This is a genomic window from Streptomyces sp. NPDC107522 (genome assembly GCF_055657525.1).
In genome coordinates this window covers 137,188-152,901 of record NZ_JBVKAU010000007.1, presented here as the reverse complement: position 1 = coordinate 152,901, position 15,714 = coordinate 137,188, and the positions used below count along the sequence as shown (strand labels likewise).

The window sequence follows — 15,714 nt, the reverse complement described above, 5'->3', positions numbered from 1 at the left end:
TGGTCCGGGCAGGCGAGTGCCGGGTCAGCGCACGAACACGCCCGCCTGGCTCGCCAGATCCAGAAAGTACTGCGGCGCCACGCCCAGCACCAGCGTGACCGCCACGCCGAGGCCGATCGCCGTCATCGTCAGCGGCGACGGCACCGCGACCGTCGGCCCCTCCGGCTTGGGCTCGCTGAAGAACATCAGCACGATGACGCGGATGTAGAAGAACGCCGCGATCGCGGACGAGATCACACCGACCACGACCAGTGGGCCCGCCCCGCCCTCCGCCGCCGCCTTGAACACGGCGAACTTCCCGGCGAAGCCGGAGGTCAGCGGGATGCCGGCGAAGGCCAGCAGGAACACCGCGAACACGGCCGCCACCAGCGGCGAACGGCGGCCCAGGCCGGCCCACTTGGACAGGTGCGTCGCCTCGCCGCCGGCATCGCGCACCAGCGTCACCACCGCGAACGCGCCGATCGTCACGAACGAGTACGCGGCCAGGTAGAAGAGGACGGACGACACCCCGGACGGCGTGGCCGCGATGACACCCGCGAGGATGAAGCCGGCGTGCGCGATCGACGAGTACGCCAGCAGCCGCTTGATGTCGGTCTGCGTGATCGCGACGATCGCACCGCCCAGCATGGTGACGATCGCGATGCCCCACATGACCGGCCGCCAGTCCCAGCGCAGCCCGGGCAGGACGACATACAGGAGGCGGAGCAGCGCACCGAAGGCGGCCACCTTCGTCGCGGCCGCCATGAAGCCGGTCACTGGCGTCGGCGCGCCCTGGTAGACGTCGGGCGTCCACATGTGGAACGGCACGGCACCCACCTTGAACAGCAGGCCCATGACGATCATCGCGGCGCCGACGAGCAGCAGCGCGTCGTTGCCCATCGTGTCCGCGAGCGCCGGGGTGACGTCCGGGGCCGCGCCGTCGACGACCTGCGCGATCGTCGCGTACGACACCGAGCCCGCGTAGCCGTACAGCAGCGCGATGCCGAACAGCGTGAACGCGGACGCGAATGCGCCCAGCAGGAAGTACTTGACCGCTGCCTCCTGCGACATGAGCCGCTTGCGGCGGGCCAGCGCGCACATCAGGTACAGCGGGAGCGAGAGGACTTCCAGGGCGATGAACAGCGTCAGCAGGTCGTTGGCCGCCGGGAACACCAGCATGCCGGCGACCGCGAACAGCAGCAGCGGGAACACCTCGGTCGTGGTGAACCCGGCCTTCACGGCGGCCTTTTCACCGTCGCTGCCCGGCACGGACGCCGCCTGCGCGGCGAAGGAGTCGACCCGGTTGCCGTGCGCCGCCGGGTCGAGTCGCCGTTCGGCGAAGGTGAACAGGCCGACCAGTCCCGCCAGCAGGATCGTGCCCTGCAGGAAGAGGGCCGGTCCGTCGACGGCGATCGCGCCCATCGCGGCGATGCCCGACTTGGTCGTGGCGTATCCGCCGGCCGCCAGCGCCACGACTGCGGCGAAGGCCGCGACGAGCGCCACGACGGAGACGAACACCTGCGCGTAGTAGCGGGACCTGCGCGGGACGACCGCCTCGATCAGCACCCCGACGACCGCCGCGCCGACGACGATCAGGGTGGGCGACAACTGTCCGTACTCGATCTTCGGCGCGTCGATCTTCGAGATCGGGTCGGCCGCGGTTGTCCACAGGCTGTGGACGGCTGATGCGCTCACTTGGCCGCCTCCACCTCGGGCTGGGGGTCCTTCTTCTGTACGTCGGACATGGTCTGCTTGACCGCCGGGTTGACGATGTCCGTGACGGGCTTCGGGTAGACGCCCAGGAAGATCAGCAGTACGACCAGCGGGGCGACGACCACGAGTTCCCGCACCCTGAGGTCGGGCATCGCGGAGACCTCCGGCTTCACCGGGCCCGTCATCGTCCGCTGGTAGAGGACGAGGGTGTAGAGCGCGGCGAGCACGATGCCGAAGGTGGCGATGATGCCGATCACCGGATAGCGGGTGAAGGTGCCGACCAGGACCAGGAACTCACTCACGAAGGGCGCGAGCCCCGGCAGCGACAGGGTCGCCAGGCTGCCGATCAGGAAGGTGCCGGCGAGCACCGGGGCGACCTTCTGGACCCCGCCGTAGTCGGCGATGAGCCGCGAACCGCGCCGCGAGATCAGGAAGCCGGCCACCAGCATCAGCGCGGCCGTGGAGATGCCGTGGTTGACCATGTAGAGCGTCGCGCCGGACTGCCCCTGGCTGGTCATCGCGAAGATGCCCATGATGATGAAGCCGAAGTGCGAGATCGACGCGTACGCCACCAGCCGCTTGATGTCGCGCTGGCCGACCGCGAGCAGCGCCCCGTAGACGATGCTGATCAGGGCGAGGACGAGAATCGTCGGCGTCGCCCACTTGCTGGCCTCCGGGAACAGCTGGAGGCAGAAGCGGAGCATCGCGAAGGTGCCCACCTTGTCGACTACCGCCGTGATGAGCACGGCGACCGGCGCGGTGGACTCCTGCATGGCGTTGGGCAGCCAGGTGTGCAGCGGCCACAGCGGCGCCTTCACCGCGAAGGCGAAGAAGAAGCCGAGGAACAGCCAGCGTTCGGTGTTCGTCGCCATGTCGAGCGTGCCGTTGGCGCGGGCCTCGACGATCTCCTGGAGGCTGAAGTTCCCCGCGACCACGTACAGGCCGATCACCGCGGCCAGCATGATCAGGCCGCCGACCAGGTTGTAGAGCAGGAACTTCACGGCCGCGTACGACCGTTGCGTCGACGCCGCCTTCTCGCCGTGCTCGTGGGCACGGTCCCCGAAGCCGCCGATGAGGAAGTACATCGGGATGAGCATGGCTTCGAAGAAGATGTAGAAGAGGAAGACGTCGGTGGCCTCGAAGGAGAGGATCACCATCGCCTCGACGGCCAGGATCAGGGCGAAGAAGCCCTGCGTCGGCCGCCAGCGAGTGCTGCCGGTCTCCAGCGGGTCGGCGTCGTGCCAGCCCGCGAGGATGATGAACGGGATCAGCAGCGCCGTCAGCGCGATCAGCGCCACCGCGATGCCGTCCACACCTAGCTCGTAGCGGACCCCGAAGTCCGCGATCCAGGCGTGGGATTCGGTGAGCTGGTAGCGGTCGCCGCCCGGGTCGAACCGGACCAGGACGGTGATCGCGAGCGCGAGCGTGGCGAGCGAGAACAGCAGCGCCAGCCACTTGGCGGCGGTGCGCTGGGCGGCCGGTACGGCGGCCGTGGCGATCGCCCCGATCGCCGGGAGCACCGCCGTAGCTGTCAGCAGAGGAAAGGACATCGGTATCAGACCGCCCTCATCAGCAGGGTCGCGGCGATGAGGATCGCCGCACCGCCGAACATCGAGACCGCGTACGACCGTGCGAAGCCGTTCTGCAGCCTGCGCATCCGTCCGGACAGGCCGCCCATCGAGGCCGCCGTGCCGTTGACGACGCCGTCGACCAGGGTGTGGTCGACGTACACCAGGGAGCGCGTGAGGTGTTCGCCGCCGCGTACGAGGACGACGTGGTTGAAGTCGTCCTGGAGCAGGTCGCGCCGGGCGGCCCGGGTGAGCAGCGAGCCGCGCGGGGCGACGACCGGGACCGGGCGGCGGCCGTACTGGGCGTAGGCGATGGCGACGCCGATGACCATGCATGCCACGGTCGCGGTGGTGACCACTCCGGCGCTGATCGGCGCGTGGCCGTGGTCGTGCCCGGTGATGGGCTCCAGCCAGTGCAGGAACCGGTCGCCGATGCTGAAGAACGCACCGCCGGCCACCGATCCGACGGCCAGCACGATCATCGGGATCGTCATGACCTTCGGCGACTCGTGCGGGTGCGGCTCGGCGTGCTCACCGCGCGTCTCGGCGGCGGGCTCCACGCTGGGCTCGGCCGGGGACGGGGTCGGGGCGTGCCGCCAGCGTTCTTCTCCGAAGAACGTCATCAGCATCACGCGCGTCATGTAGTACGCGGTGATGGCCGCGCCCAGCAGGGCGCAACCGCCGAGGATCCAGCCCTCGGTGCCGCCCTTGGCGAACGCCGCCTCGATGATCTTGTCCTTGGAGAAGAAGCCGGACAGACCGGGGAAGCCGATGATCGCGAGGTAGCCGAGGCCGAAGGTGACGAAGGTGACCGGCATGTACTTCCTGAGGCCGCCGTACTTGCGCATGTCGACCTCGTCGTTCATGCCGTGCATGACGGAACCGGCGCCGAGGAACAGCCCGGCCTTGAAGAAGCCGTGCGTCACCAGGTGCATGATCGCGAAGACGTAGCCGATGGGGCCGAGGCCCGCGGCGAGCACCATGTAGCCGATCTGCGACATGGTCGACCCGGCCAGCGCCTTCTTGATGTCGTCCTTCGCGCAACCGACGATCGCACCGAAGAGGAGCGTGACTGCACCGACCACGGTGACGGCCAGCTGCGCGTCGGGAGCGGCGTTGAAGATCGCGCCGGAGCGGACGATCAGGTAGACGCCCGCGGTCACCATCGTCGCGGCGTGGATGAGGGCCGAGACCGGGGTCGGACCCTCCATCGCGTCCCCGAGCCAGGACTGCAGCGGCACCTGGGCCGACTTGCCGCAGGCGGCGAGCAGCAGCATCAGGCCGATGGCGGTGAGCTTGCCCTCGTTCGCGTCACCGACCAGACCGACCTCCGCGTGGGTGCCGAGCACCGGCCCGAAGGCGAAAGTGCCGAACCACAGGAACATCAGCATGATCGCGATCGACAGGCCCATGTCGCCGACCCGGTTGACCAGGAAGGCCTTCTTCGCGGCGGTGGCGGCGCTGGGCTTGTGCTGCCAGAAGCCGATCAGGAGGTAGGACGCGAGACCGACGCCCTCCCAGCCGACGTACAGCAGCAGGTAGTTGTCGGCGAGGACGAGCAGCAGCATCGCCGCGAGGAACAGGTTCAGATAGCCGAAGAAGCGGCGGCGCCGCTCGTCGTGCTCCATGTACCCGACCGAGTACAGGTGGATCAGCGAGCCGACGCCGGTGATCAGCAGCACGAACGTCATCGACAGCTGGTCGAGGCGGAAGGCGACGTCCGCCTGGAAGCCCTCGACCGGGACCCAGCTGAACAGGTGCTGGGTGAGGGTGCGGTGTTCGGCGTCCTTGCCCAGCAGGTCGGCGAAGAGGATCACGCCGAAGACGAAGGAGACGAACGAAAGGACCGTGCCGATCCACTGGCCGACGGCATCGAGACGCCGGCCGCCGCACAGCAGTACGGCCGCTCCGAGCAGGGGCGCCGCTACCAGCAGCGCAATCAGGTTCTCCACGATTCTTCCGACCCCTTAGAGCTTCATCAGGCTGGCGTCGTCGACCGAGGCCGAGTGGCGGGAACGGAACAGCGACACGATGATCGCCAGCCCGACGACGACCTCCGCTGCGGCAACGACCATCGTGAAGAAGGCGATGATCTGGCCGTCGAGATTGCCGTGCATCCGGGAGAAGGCGACGAGCGCGAGATTGCAGGCGTTGAGCATCAGCTCGATGCACATGAACACGACGATCGCGTTGCGCCTGATCAGCACGCCCGTGGCGCCGATCGTGAACAACAGGCAGGCGAGGTAGAGGTAGTTGACCGGGTTCACTTCGACGCCTCCTCCGGCCGCTTGAAGGTCGACGGCTCGATGGCGGTCCGCTCCAGCCGTTCCTCCGCGCGCTGTTCCAGCGCCTTCAGATCGTTGAGTGCCTCGGTGGACACGTCGCGGATCTGGCCGCGCTCGCGCAGCGTCTTGCTGACGGTGAGCTCGGACGGGGTGCCGTCGGGCAGCAGGCCCGCGATGTCCACGGCGTTGTGCCGGGCGTACACGCCGGGGGCCGGCAGCGGCGGGATGTACTTGCCTTCCCGGATGCGCTGTTCGGACAGCTCGCGCTGCGTCTTGGCGCGTTCGGTGCGCTCTCGGTGCGTGAGCAGCATGGCGCCGACGGTGGCCGTGATGAGCAGGGCGCCGGTGATCTCGAAGGCGAAGACGTACTTGGTGAACAGGAGGGTCGCGATGCCCTCCACATTGCCGTTCGCGTTCGCCTGGCCGAGGCCGTTGAACTCCTTCAGGGAAGCGTTCCCGATGCCCGCGATCAGCAGGATGCCGAAGCCGAGGCCGCAGAGAAGGGCCAGCCAGCGCTGGCCCTTGATGGTCTCCTTCAGGGAGTCCGCGGCCGTGACGCCGACGAGCATCACCACGAACAGGAAGAGCATCATGATCGCGCCGGTGTAGACGATGATCTGCACGACGCCCAGGAAGTAGGCGCCGTTGGCGAGATAGAACACCGCCAGCACGATCATGGTCCCGGCGAGACAGAGCGCGCTGTGCACGGCCTTCTTCATGAAGACGGTGCACAGGGCGCCGATCACGGCGACGGTGCCGAGGATCCAGAACTGGACGGCCTCTCCGGTGGAGGTGGAGTAGGCGGCGAGCTGCTCGGTCATCGGCCGATCACCTTCTCGGACGCCGGTTCTTCCTCGCCGGAGGTGGAGGCGGCCTCCTGCGGGACCTCGCCCTTGGAGAGCGCGACCTGCCGGGTCGTACCCGGCGCGGCCTCCGTCACCAGGCCCCGGTAGTAGTCCTGCTCGTCGGTCCCCGGGTAGATGGCGTGGGGCGTGTCGACCATGCCGTCCTCGAGGCCGGCGAGCAGCTGCTCCTTGGTGTAGATGAGGTTGGCGCGGCTGGAGTCGGCGAGCTCGAACTCGTTCGTCATCGTCAACGCGCGCGTGGGACACGCCTCGATGCACAGGCCGCACAGGATGCAGCGGGCGTAGTTGATCTGGTACACGCGGCCGTACCGCTCACCCGGCGAGTAGCGCTCCTCGTCGGTGTTGTCGGCGCCCTCCACATAGATGGCGTCGGCGGGGCAGGCCCAGGCGCACAGCTCGCAGCCGACGCACTTCTCCAGGCCGTCCGGATGGCGGTTGAGCTGGTGCCGTCCGTGGAAGCGCGGAGCGGTGGTCTTCTGCTGCTCCGGGTACTGCTCGGTCAGCCGCTTCTTGAACATGGCCTTGAAGGTCACGCCGAAGCCGGCCACGGGGTTCAGGAAACCGGGCTTGGTCTCCTTGGGCTCCTCAGCCATCGGACGCCTCCTTTCCATCCAGAGATCCGTCACTCTGAGTATCGGGGCCACCACTGACAATCAGCTCCCGCTCGCGGCGCGACCGGCGCCGCGGCACCGGCGGAAGCTCCTGTCCGGGCAGGGGCGGTACGGGGAATCCGCCCGCCATCGCGTCGAAGCCGGCGGGTTCCTCGGCTGCCTGCGCGGCCGCCTTCGTCCGCTCGCGGAACATGTCCGCGACGAAGGACAGGAGCAGCAGCGCGAGGACACCGCCGCCGACGTAGAGGGCGATGTCGGCGAAGTCGTAGTTCTCGTTGCGAAGAGTCCGCACGGTCGCGACGAGCATCAGCCATGCGACGGAGACCGGGATGAGGACCTTCCAGCCGAGCTTCATCAGCTGGTCGTAGCGGACGCGAGGCAGCGTGCCGCGCAGCCAGATGAAGAAGAAGAGCAGCAGCTGAACCTTGATCACGAACCAGAGGAGCGGCCACCAGCCGTGGTTCGCGCCCTCCCAGAAGGCGCTGACCGGGTACGGGGCCCGCCAGCCGCCCAGGAAGAGCGTCACCGACACGGCCGAGACCGTCACCATGTTCACGTACTCGGCGAGCATGAACATCGCGAACTTGATCGACGAGTACTCGGTGTTGAAGCCGCCGACCAGGTCGCCCTCCGACTCCGGCATGTCGAAGGGGGCGCGGTTCGTCTCGCCGACCATCGTCACGATGTAGATCAGGAAGGAGACCGGCAGCAGCACGACGTACCAGCGGTCCTGCTGCGCTTCGACGATCGCCGACGTCGACATCGACCCGGAGTAGAGGAACACCGAGGCGAAGGCGGCGCCCATGGCGATCTCGTACGAGATCATCTGCGCGCAGGAACGCAGGCCACCGAGCAGCGGATAGGTCGATCCGGAACTCCAACCCGCCAGCACGATGCCGTAGATGCCGACCGAGGCGACCGCGAGGATGTAGAGCATCGCGATCGGCAGGTCGGTGAGCTGCATCGTGGTGCGCTGGCCGAAGATCGAGATCTCGTTGCCGGCCGGGCCGAAGGGGATCACCGCGATCGCCATGAAGGCCGGGATGGCCGCGACGATCGGCGCGAGGACGTAGACCACCTTGTCCGCGCGTTTGACGATGACGTCTTCCTTGAGCATCAGCTTGATGCCGTCGGCGAGCGACTGGAGCATGCCCCAGGGGCCGTGCCGGTTGGGGCCGATGCGCAGCTGCATCCAGGCGACGACCTTGCGCTCCCAGACGATGGAGAACAGCACGGTCACCATCAGGAAGGCGAAGCAGAACACCGCCTTGACGACGACCAGCCACCAGGGGTCGCGGCCGAACATCGAGAGGTCTTCAGCGGCGAGGTACGGGCTCATGCCTCCACCTCCTTGGGGGCCTCTTCGGCGAGGGTCGCCGGGCCGATGCGGACGAGTGAGCCGGGCAGCGCCCCGGTGTCGGAGGCGACGCCGCCGCCGGTGGAGTTCAGCGGGAGCCACACCACGCGGTCGGGCATCTCCGCGACCTGCAGCGGGAGTTCGACGACTCCGGCGGGGCCGGTCACGGCCAGTAGGTCGCCGGCCTTGACGCCGGCCTCGGCGGCCGTGGCGGCCGACAGGCGCGCGTTGGCGGCGTGCCGGGTACCGGCGAGCGCCTCGTCGCCCTCCTGGAGGAGGCCCTGGTCGAGCAGCAGCCGGTGCCCGGCGAGGACGGCCTCTCCGGCGGCCGGCCGCGGCAACTGATCGGCGGTGGCCAGCGGTTCGGTGGCCCGTGACCCGTCCCAGGGGCCGAGCCGGTCGATCTCCGCGCGCGTGGTGCGCAGATCCGGCAGACCCAGGTGTACGTCCATGGCGTCGGCCAGCATCTGCAGCACGCGCGCGTCGGTGGGAGCCAGGCGGCGGGTCATCTGGTCGGGCTTGAGCGCGGCCTCGAAGAAGCGCACCCGGCCCTCCCAGTTGAGGAAGGTGCCGGCCTTCTCCGCGACCGCCGCGACCGGAAGCACGACATCGGCGAGCTCGGTCACCTCACCGGGCCGCAGCTCCAGCGACACCACGAAGCCGACCTCGGCGAGCGCCTCACGCGCGCGTGCCGGGTCGGGCAGGTCGGCGACCTCGACGCCCGCGACCAGCAGGGCCTGGAGTTCGCCGGTCGCGGCCGCCTCCACGATCTGGCCCGTGTCACGGCCGTAGCGGTGCGGGAGTTCGGCCAGGCCCCAGACGGCGGCGACCTCGTCACGCGCGCGCGGGTCCGTCGCCGGACGCCCTCCCGGCAGCAGCGACGGCAGCGCACCGGCCTCGACGGCACCTCGCTCCCCCGCCCGGCGCGGGATCCACACCAGCCTGGCGCCGGTCGCCGTAGCGGCCCGTACGGCAGCCGTGAGCCCGCCCGGCACACCGGCCAGCCGTTCGCCGACGACGATCACCGCGCCCTCGTCGCGCAGCGCCTCGGACGCCTTCGTACCGGCCTCGTCCAGGCCGACCCCGCTCGCGAGCGCGTCCAGCCACTCGGTCTCGGTGCCCGGAGCTGCCGGCAGCAGCGTTCCGCCGGCCTTCTCCAGGCCGCGCGTCGCGTGCGTGGCGAGCGAGAAGACCTTCTGGCCGTGCTTGCGCCAGGCCTTGCGCAGCCGCAGGAAGATGCCGGGCGCCTCCTCCTCGGCCTCGAACCCGGCCAGCAGGACGGCCGGCGCCTTCTCCAGGGAGGTGTAGGTGACGCCCGTGCCGTCGAGGTCGCGGCCGTGGCCCGCGACCCGGGCCGCCAGGAAGTCGGCCTCCTCGCCGCTGTGCACGCGCGCGCGGAAGTCGATGTCGTTGGTGTCGAGCGCCACGCGCGCGAACTTGCTGTACGCGTAGGCGTCCTCGACGGTGAGCCGTCCGCCGGTCAGCACGCCGGTCCGGCCACGCGAGGCGAGCAGTCCCTGAGCCGCGATCTGGAGCGCCTCCGGCCAGGAGGCCGGTTCGAGGTCGCCCTCGGCGTTGCGCACGAGCGGTGTCTCGAGCCGGTCGCGCTGCTGGGCGTACCGGAACGCGAACCTGCCCTTGTCGCAGATCCACTCCTCGTTGACCTCGGGGTCGTAGGCCGCGAGCCGCCGCATGACCTTGCCGCGCCGGTGGTCCGTACGCGTCGCGCAGCCACCGGAGCAGTGCTCGCAGACCGACGGAGAGGAGACGAGGTCGAAGGGGCGGGAGCGGAACCGGTACGCCGCCGAGGTGAGCGCGCCGACCGGGCAGATCTGGATGGTGTTGCCGGAGAAGTACGACTCGAACGGGTCGCCCTCACCGGTGCCGACCTGCTGGAGAGCGCCCCGCTCGAGCAGCTCGATCATCGGGTCGCCCGCGACCTGGTTGGAGAACCGGGTGCAGCGGGCGCACAGCACGCACCGCTCGCGGTCGAGCAGCACCTGTGTGGAGATCGGGACGGGCTTCTCGTACGTCCGCTTCCTTCCCTCGAAGCGGGACTCGGCGTGCCCGTGCGACATGGCCTGGTTCTGCAGCGGGCACTCGCCGCCCTTGTCGCAGACCGGGCAGTCCAGCGGGTGGTTGATGAGCAGGAGCTCCATCACACCCTTCTGGGCCTTCTCCGCGACCGGCGAGGTGAGGTGCGTCTTCACGACCATGCCGTCGGTGCAGGTGATGGTGCAGGAGGCCATCGGCTTGCGCTGGCCCTCGACCTCGACGATGCACTGGCGGCAGGCGCCGGCCGGGTCGAGGAGGGGGTGGTCGCAGAAGCGGGGGATCTCGATGCCGAGCTGCTCGGCGGCCCGGATGACCAGGGTGCCCTTCGGCACGCTGATCTCGACGCCGTCGATCGTCAGCGTCACGAGATCTTCCGGCGGGACCGCCGCCTCTCCCCCTCCCGAGGGAGCATTGGTGGTCACGGTCATGCGTTCACCTCCGTGCGGTGATCGGCCCAGGCCGTCGACTTGGCCGGGTCGAAGGGGCAGCCACGGCCCGTGATGTGCTGCTCGTACTCCTCACGGAAGTACTTCAGCGAGGAGAAGATCGGCGAGGCGGCGCCGTCGCCGAGGGCGCAGAAGGACTTGCCGTTGATGTTGTCGGCGATGTCGTTCAGCTTGTCGAGGTCACTCATCACGCCCTTGCCGGCCTCGATGTCTCGAAGCAACTGCACGAGCCAGTACGTGCCTTCGCGGCAGGGCGTGCACTTGCCGCAGGACTCGTGGGCGTAGAACTCGGTCCAGCGGGTGACGGCGCGTACGACGCAGGTCGTCTCGTCGAAGCACTGCAGGGCCTTCGTGCCGAGCATGGAACCCGCGGCGCCCACTCCTTCGTAATCAAGGGGGACGTCGAGGTGCTCGTCGGTGAACATCGGTGTCGAGGAGCCGCCGGGCGTCCAGAACTTCAGGCGATGCCCGGGGCGCATTCCGCCGCTCATTTCGAGGAGCTGGCGGAGTGTGATGCCGAGCGGTGCCTCGTACTGGCCGGGGTTGGCGACGTGGCCGCTGAGCGAGTACAGGGTGAAGCCCGGGGACTTCTCGCTACCCATCGAGCGGAACCATTCTTTGCCCCGATTCAGAATCGCGGGAACCGAGGCGATCGACTCGACGTTGTTCACAACAGTCGGGCAGGCGTAGAGACCTGCCACCGCAGGGAAGGGAGGACGGAGCCGCGGTTGACCACGGCGGCCTTCGAGCGAGTCGAGCAGTGCGGTCTCCTCACCGCAGATGTACGCGCCCGCGCCCGCGTGCACGGTGAGTTCGAGGTCGAGGCCACTGCCGAGGATGTTCTCGCCGAGGTAGCCGGCCGCATAGGCCTCGCTCACGGCCGAGTGCAACCGCCGCAGCACGGGGACGACTTCACCACGCAGATAGATGAAGGCATGCGAAGACCTGATGGCATAACACGCGATGACAATGCCCTCGATGAGGCTATGCGGGTTCGCGAAGAGGAGCGGGATGTCCTTGCAGGTTCCGGGCTCCGATTCGTCGGCGTTGACAACTAGATAGTGCGGTTTTCCATCACCCTGGGGAATGAACTGCCATTTCATTCCCGTCGGGAATCCCGCGCCGCCGCGCCCGCGCAGACCGGAGTCCTTGACGTACGCGATCAGGTCGTCCGGCGACATGGCGAGCGCCTTGCGAAGCCCCTCGTATCCTTCGTGCCTTCGGTAGACGTCCAGCGTCCAGGACCTGTCCTCGTCCCAGAAGGCCGACAGCACGGGTGCGAGCAGCTTCTCGGGGCTGTTTTCCTTCAGTTCGGGTGCCAACGTCATCACTCCCCCTCCTCGGCGACAGGCCCTGCCGGGTGGGCTGGGTCGGACGCGGACGTTGTCTGCGGCGCGTCGTGCGAGCTGAGGTGTTCAGCCGGCGACGGTTCGTGCATTGCCCTGTCCTGCGGCCCCTCGTGCGGGCCGCCCTCCCGCGGATGGACCACGCGCGCGGGTGCGGTCTCTCCCCTGGCCAGGCGGAGGCCCACCAGTGACGCCGGTCCCGCACTGCCGCTTTCCTCGACGGCCCCGGGCCGCTCGTCGGGGAAGCCGGCCAGGATCCGCGCGGTCTCCTTGAAGGTGCACAGCCGCGCCCCGCGCGTCGGCTCGACGGGCCGCCCCTCGCGCAGGTCGTCGACGAGGCGCTTGGCGCTCGCCGGGGTCTGGTTGTCGAAGAACTCCCAGTTGACCATCACGACGGGCGCGTAGTCGCAGGCGGCGTTGCACTCGATGTGCTCCAGGGTGACCTTGCCGTCGTCGGTGGTCTCGCCGTTGCCGACGCCCAGGTGCTCCTGGAGCTCCTCGAAGATCGCGTCACCGCCCATCACCGCGCACAGGGTGTTGGTGCAGACGCCCACCTGGTAGTCACCGCTCGGCTTGCGCCGGTACATGGTGTAGAAGGTGGCGACCGCGGTGACCTCGGCCGTGGTCAGGTCGAGCACGTCCGCGCAGAACTGCATCCCGGTGCGCGTGACATGGCCCTCCTCCGACTGCACGAGGTGCAGCAACGGCAGGAGGGCGGACCGGGAGTCCGGGTAGCGGGCGATGATCTCGCGCGCGTCGGCCTCCAGCCGGGCTCGAACGTCGTCCGGGTAGCCGGGCGCGGGCAGTTGGGGCATGCCCAGGCTGACGCCCCGCTCGGAAGAAGAGGTGGTCACCGGTCGACGCCTCCCATCACGGGGTCGATGGACGCGACGGCGACGATGACGTCGGCGACCTGGCCGCCCTCGCACATCGCCGCCATGGCCTGCAGGTTGGTGAAGGACGGGTCGCGGAAGTGGACCCGGAAGGGGCGGGTGCCGCCGTCGGACACGGCGTGCACTCCGAGCTCGCCCTTGGGCGACTCGACGGCCGCGTACGCCTGTCCCGGCGGGACGCGGAAGCCCTCGGTGACCAGCTTGAAGTGGTGGATCAGGGCCTCCATGGAGGTGCCCATGATCTTCTTGATGTGGTCGAGGGAGTTGCCCAGTCCGTCCGGTCCCAGTGCGAGCTGGGCGGGCCAGGCGATCTTCTTGTCGGCGACCATGACCGGGCCGGGCTGGAGCCGGTCCAGGCACTGCTCGACGATCCCGAGCGACTGGCGCATCTCCTCCAGGCGGATCAGGAAGCGCCCGTAGGAGTCGCAGGTGTCGGCGGTCGGGATCTCGAAGTCGTACGTCTCGTAGTCGCAGTACGGCTGTGCCTTGCGCAGGTCGTGCGGCAGGCCGGTGGAGCGCAGGATCGGGCCGGTGGCGCCGAGGGCCATGCAGCCGGCCAGGTCGAGGTAGCCGATGTCCTGCATACGGGCCTTGAAGATGGGGTTCCCGGTGGCGAGCTTGTCGTACTCCGGGAGGTTCTTCTTCATCTTCTTCACGAACTCGCGGATCTGGTCCACCGCGCCGGGCGGCAGGTCCTGGGCGAGTCCGCCGGGCCGGATGTACGCGTGGTTCATGCGCAGGCCCGTGACCAGCTCGTAGATGTCGAGAATCATTTCACGATCACGGAATCCGTAGATCATGATCGTGGTGGCGCCGAGCTCCATGCCGCCGGTGGCGATGCACACCAGGTGGGAGGAGAGCCGGTTCAGCTCCATGAGGAGCACCCGGATGATCTTGGCGCGCTCGGTGATCTGGTCCTCGATGCCGAGGAGCTTCTCGACGGCGAGACAGTAGGCGGTCTCGTTGAAGAAGGACGTCAGGTAATCCATGCGCGTCACGAACGTGGTGCCCTGCGTCCAGGTCCGGTACTCGAGGTTCTTCTCGATGCCGGTGTGGAGATAGCCGATGCCGCAGCGGGCCTCGGTGACGGTCTCGCCCTCGATCTCCAGGATGAGGCGCAGCACTCCGTGGGTGGAGGGGTGCTGGGGGCCCATGTTGACGACGATGCGTTCGTCGTCGGCGCGGGCCGCGGACTCGACGACCTCGTCCCAGTCGCCACCGGTGACCGTATATACGGTGCCCTCGGTGGTTTCGCGGGCGGCTGCTGACTGCGTGCTCACGAGTACGACCTCCGCTGGTCCGGAGCCGGGATCTGGGCGCCCTTGTACTCGACGGGGATGCCGCCGAGGGGGTAGTCCTTGCGCTGCGGGTGGCCCTGCCAGTCGTCCGGCATCATGATCCGCGTCAGGGCCGGGTGACCGTCGAAGACGATGCCGAAAAAGTCGTACGTCTCGCGCTCGTGCCAGTCGTTGGTCGGATACACGGAGACGAGCGACGGGATGTGCGGGTCGCTGTCGGGGGCGCTGACTTCGAGGCGGATCAGCCGGTTGTGGGTGATCGAGCGCAGGTGGTAGACGGCGTGGAGCTCGCGGCCCTTGTCGCTGGGGTAGTGGACGCCGCTGACGCCGGTGCACAGTTCGAAGCGCAGGGCCGGGTCGTCGCGCAGGGTGCGGGCGACGCGGACCAGGTGTTCGCGTTCGATGTGGAAGGTGAGTTCGCCGCGGTCGACGACCGTCTTCTCGATGGCGTTGTCGGGGAGGAGTCCCTGTTCCTCCAGCGCGCCCTCGAGTTCATCGGCGACCTCGTCGAACCAGCCGCCGTACGGCCTGCTCGCCGGTCCCGGGAGCCGGACCGAGCGGACCAGGCCGCCGTAGCCGGAGGTGTCGCCGCCGTTGTTGGCGCCGAACATGCCGCGCTGGACGCGGATCTCCTCACCGCCCTGGCCGCGCTGGCCGGGAAGATTGGAGGCGGAGAGGTCCTTCTCGGGGTTGACCCCGTTCGACCCGTTCGCCCCGTTGGTGCCGTTCGCGTCGCTCACCGCAGCAGCCCCTTCATCTCGATCGTGGGCAGGGCCTTGAGCGCCGCTTCCTCCGCCTCGCGGGCCGCTTCCTCGGCGTTCACGCCGAGCTTGGAGGTCTGGATCTTCTGGTGCAGTTTGAGGATGGCGTCCATGAGCATCTCCGGCCGTGGCGGGCAGCCGGGGAGATAGATGTCGACCGGGACGATGTGGTCGACGCCCTGGACGATCGCGTAGTTGTTGAACATGCCGCCCGAGGAGGCGCAGACCCCCATGGAGATCACCCACTTGGGGTTCGGCATCTGGTCGTAGACCTGCCTGAGCACCGGCGCCATCTTCTGGCTGACCCGGCCGGCGACGATCATCAGGTCGGCCTGGCGCGGGGATCCGCGGAAGACCTCCATGCCGAAGCGCGCCAGGTCGTAGCGGCCGGCGCCGGTGGTCATCATCTCGATGGCGCAGCAGGCGAGGCCGAAGGTGGCCGGGAAGACGGACGCCTTGCGCACCCAGCCCGCGGCCTGCTCGACGGTGGTCAGCAGGAATCCGCTCGGCAGCTTTTCTTCGAGTCCCATGTCGTT

The 15,714-nt window shown here is 68.7% G+C and carries 13 protein-coding genes; all 13 read right to left on the bottom strand.

Annotated features, from left to right (window positions below):
• Nucleotides 1-24: 24 nt before the first annotated feature.
• The 13 genes from nuoN to ACZ7L6_RS23870 are packed head-to-tail and all read right to left on the bottom strand — an operon-like array spanning nt 25 to nt 15,708.
• Nucleotides 25-1,674 carry an NADH-quinone oxidoreductase subunit NuoN gene (nuoN, locus tag ACZ7L6_RS23930; RefSeq protein ID WP_471927102.1) on the bottom strand — a complete coding sequence of 550 codons (1,650 nt, stop codon included), beginning with the start codon at nt 1,672-1,674 and terminating at the stop codon, nt 25-27.
• The gene (locus tag ACZ7L6_RS23925) at nt 1,671-3,242 is read right to left on the bottom strand and encodes an NADH-quinone oxidoreductase subunit M (protein WP_471927100.1); all 1,572 of its coding nucleotides are present in this window, start codon (nt 3,240-3,242) and stop codon (nt 1,671-1,673) included. Before ACZ7L6_RS23925 ends, nuoN begins: the two co-directional genes overlap by 4 nt.
• A 5-nt stretch (nt 3,243-3,247) precedes the next feature.
• On the bottom strand, nt 3,248-5,212 hold the full coding sequence (gene nuoL / locus ACZ7L6_RS23920; RefSeq protein ID WP_471927098.1) for an NADH-quinone oxidoreductase subunit L: 1,965 nt from the start codon (nt 5,210-5,212) through the stop codon (nt 3,248-3,250).
• A 15-nt stretch (nt 5,213-5,227) separates the two neighbouring features.
• A complete protein-coding gene (gene nuoK, locus ACZ7L6_RS23915) occupies nt 5,228-5,527 on the bottom strand; it encodes an NADH-quinone oxidoreductase subunit NuoK (protein ID WP_433045534.1) in 300 nt (99 codons plus the stop codon).
• Nucleotides 5,524-6,366 carry an NADH-quinone oxidoreductase subunit J gene (locus ACZ7L6_RS23910; RefSeq protein ID WP_471927096.1) on the bottom strand — a complete coding sequence of 281 codons (843 nt, stop codon included), beginning with the start codon at nt 6,364-6,366 and terminating at the stop codon, nt 5,524-5,526. Before ACZ7L6_RS23910 ends, nuoK begins: the two co-directional genes overlap by 4 nt.
• On the bottom strand, nt 6,363-7,004 hold the full coding sequence (gene nuoI / locus ACZ7L6_RS23905; protein ID WP_471927094.1) for an NADH-quinone oxidoreductase subunit NuoI: 642 nt from the start codon (nt 7,002-7,004) through the stop codon (nt 6,363-6,365). Before nuoI ends, ACZ7L6_RS23910 begins: the two co-directional genes overlap by 4 nt.
• Nucleotides 6,997-8,361 carry an NADH-quinone oxidoreductase subunit NuoH gene (nuoH, locus tag ACZ7L6_RS23900; RefSeq protein ID WP_471927092.1) on the bottom strand — a complete coding sequence of 455 codons (1,365 nt, stop codon included), beginning with the start codon at nt 8,359-8,361 and terminating at the stop codon, nt 6,997-6,999. The genes nuoI and nuoH overlap by 8 nt, the downstream gene beginning before the upstream one ends.
• A complete protein-coding gene (locus tag ACZ7L6_RS23895) occupies nt 8,358-10,862 on the bottom strand; it encodes an NADH-quinone oxidoreductase subunit G (RefSeq protein WP_471927090.1) in 2,505 nt (834 codons plus the stop codon). The genes nuoH and ACZ7L6_RS23895 overlap by 4 nt, the downstream gene beginning before the upstream one ends.
• The gene (nuoF, locus tag ACZ7L6_RS23890; RefSeq protein ID WP_398820015.1) at nt 10,859-12,208 is read right to left on the bottom strand and encodes an NADH-quinone oxidoreductase subunit NuoF; all 1,350 of its coding nucleotides are present in this window, start codon (nt 12,206-12,208) and stop codon (nt 10,859-10,861) included. The genes ACZ7L6_RS23895 and nuoF overlap by 4 nt, the downstream gene beginning before the upstream one ends.
• Nucleotides 12,208-13,080 carry an NADH-quinone oxidoreductase subunit NuoE gene (gene nuoE / locus ACZ7L6_RS23885; protein ID WP_471927088.1) on the bottom strand — a complete coding sequence of 291 codons (873 nt, stop codon included), beginning with the start codon at nt 13,078-13,080 and terminating at the stop codon, nt 12,208-12,210. Before nuoE ends, nuoF begins: the two co-directional genes overlap by 1 nt.
• The gene (locus ACZ7L6_RS23880; protein ID WP_433045513.1) at nt 13,077-14,399 is read right to left on the bottom strand and encodes an NADH-quinone oxidoreductase subunit D; all 1,323 of its coding nucleotides are present in this window, start codon (nt 14,397-14,399) and stop codon (nt 13,077-13,079) included. Before ACZ7L6_RS23880 ends, nuoE begins: the two co-directional genes overlap by 4 nt.
• Complete coding sequence (locus ACZ7L6_RS23875; protein WP_471927086.1) at nt 14,396-15,157, bottom strand: NADH-quinone oxidoreductase subunit C; 762 nt, start codon at nt 15,155-15,157, stop codon at nt 14,396-14,398. The genes ACZ7L6_RS23880 and ACZ7L6_RS23875 overlap by 4 nt, the downstream gene beginning before the upstream one ends.
• On the bottom strand, nt 15,154-15,708 hold the full coding sequence (locus ACZ7L6_RS23870; protein ID WP_003998928.1) for a NuoB/complex I 20 kDa subunit family protein: 555 nt from the start codon (nt 15,706-15,708) through the stop codon (nt 15,154-15,156). The genes ACZ7L6_RS23875 and ACZ7L6_RS23870 overlap by 4 nt, the downstream gene beginning before the upstream one ends.
• Between the last annotated feature and the right edge of the window lie 6 nt (nt 15,709-15,714).

What these genes read in the sequence shown, in the direction of transcription:
- ACZ7L6_RS23870 (WP_003998928.1), bottom strand. Translation starts at nt 15,708, where the DNA reads ATGGGACTCGAAGAAAAGCTGCCGAGCGGATTCCTGCTGACCACCGTC.
- nuoH (WP_471927092.1), bottom strand. Translation starts at nt 8,361, where the DNA reads ATGAGCCCGTACCTCGCCGCTGAAGACCTCTCGATGTTCGGCCGCGAC.
- ACZ7L6_RS23895 (WP_471927090.1), bottom strand. Translation starts at nt 10,862, where the DNA reads ATGACCGTGACCACCAATGCTCCCTCGGGAGGGGGAGAGGCGGCGGTC.
- nuoI (WP_471927094.1), bottom strand. Translation starts at nt 7,004, where the DNA reads ATGGCTGAGGAGCCCAAGGAGACCAAGCCCGGTTTCCTGAACCCCGTG.
- nuoF (WP_398820015.1), bottom strand. Translation starts at nt 12,208, where the DNA reads ATGACGTTGGCACCCGAACTGAAGGAAAACAGCCCCGAGAAGCTGCTC.
- ACZ7L6_RS23910 (WP_471927096.1), bottom strand. Translation starts at nt 6,366, where the DNA reads ATGACCGAGCAGCTCGCCGCCTACTCCACCTCCACCGGAGAGGCCGTC.
- ACZ7L6_RS23925 (WP_471927100.1), bottom strand. Translation starts at nt 3,242, where the DNA reads ATGTCCTTTCCTCTGCTGACAGCTACGGCGGTGCTCCCGGCGATCGGG.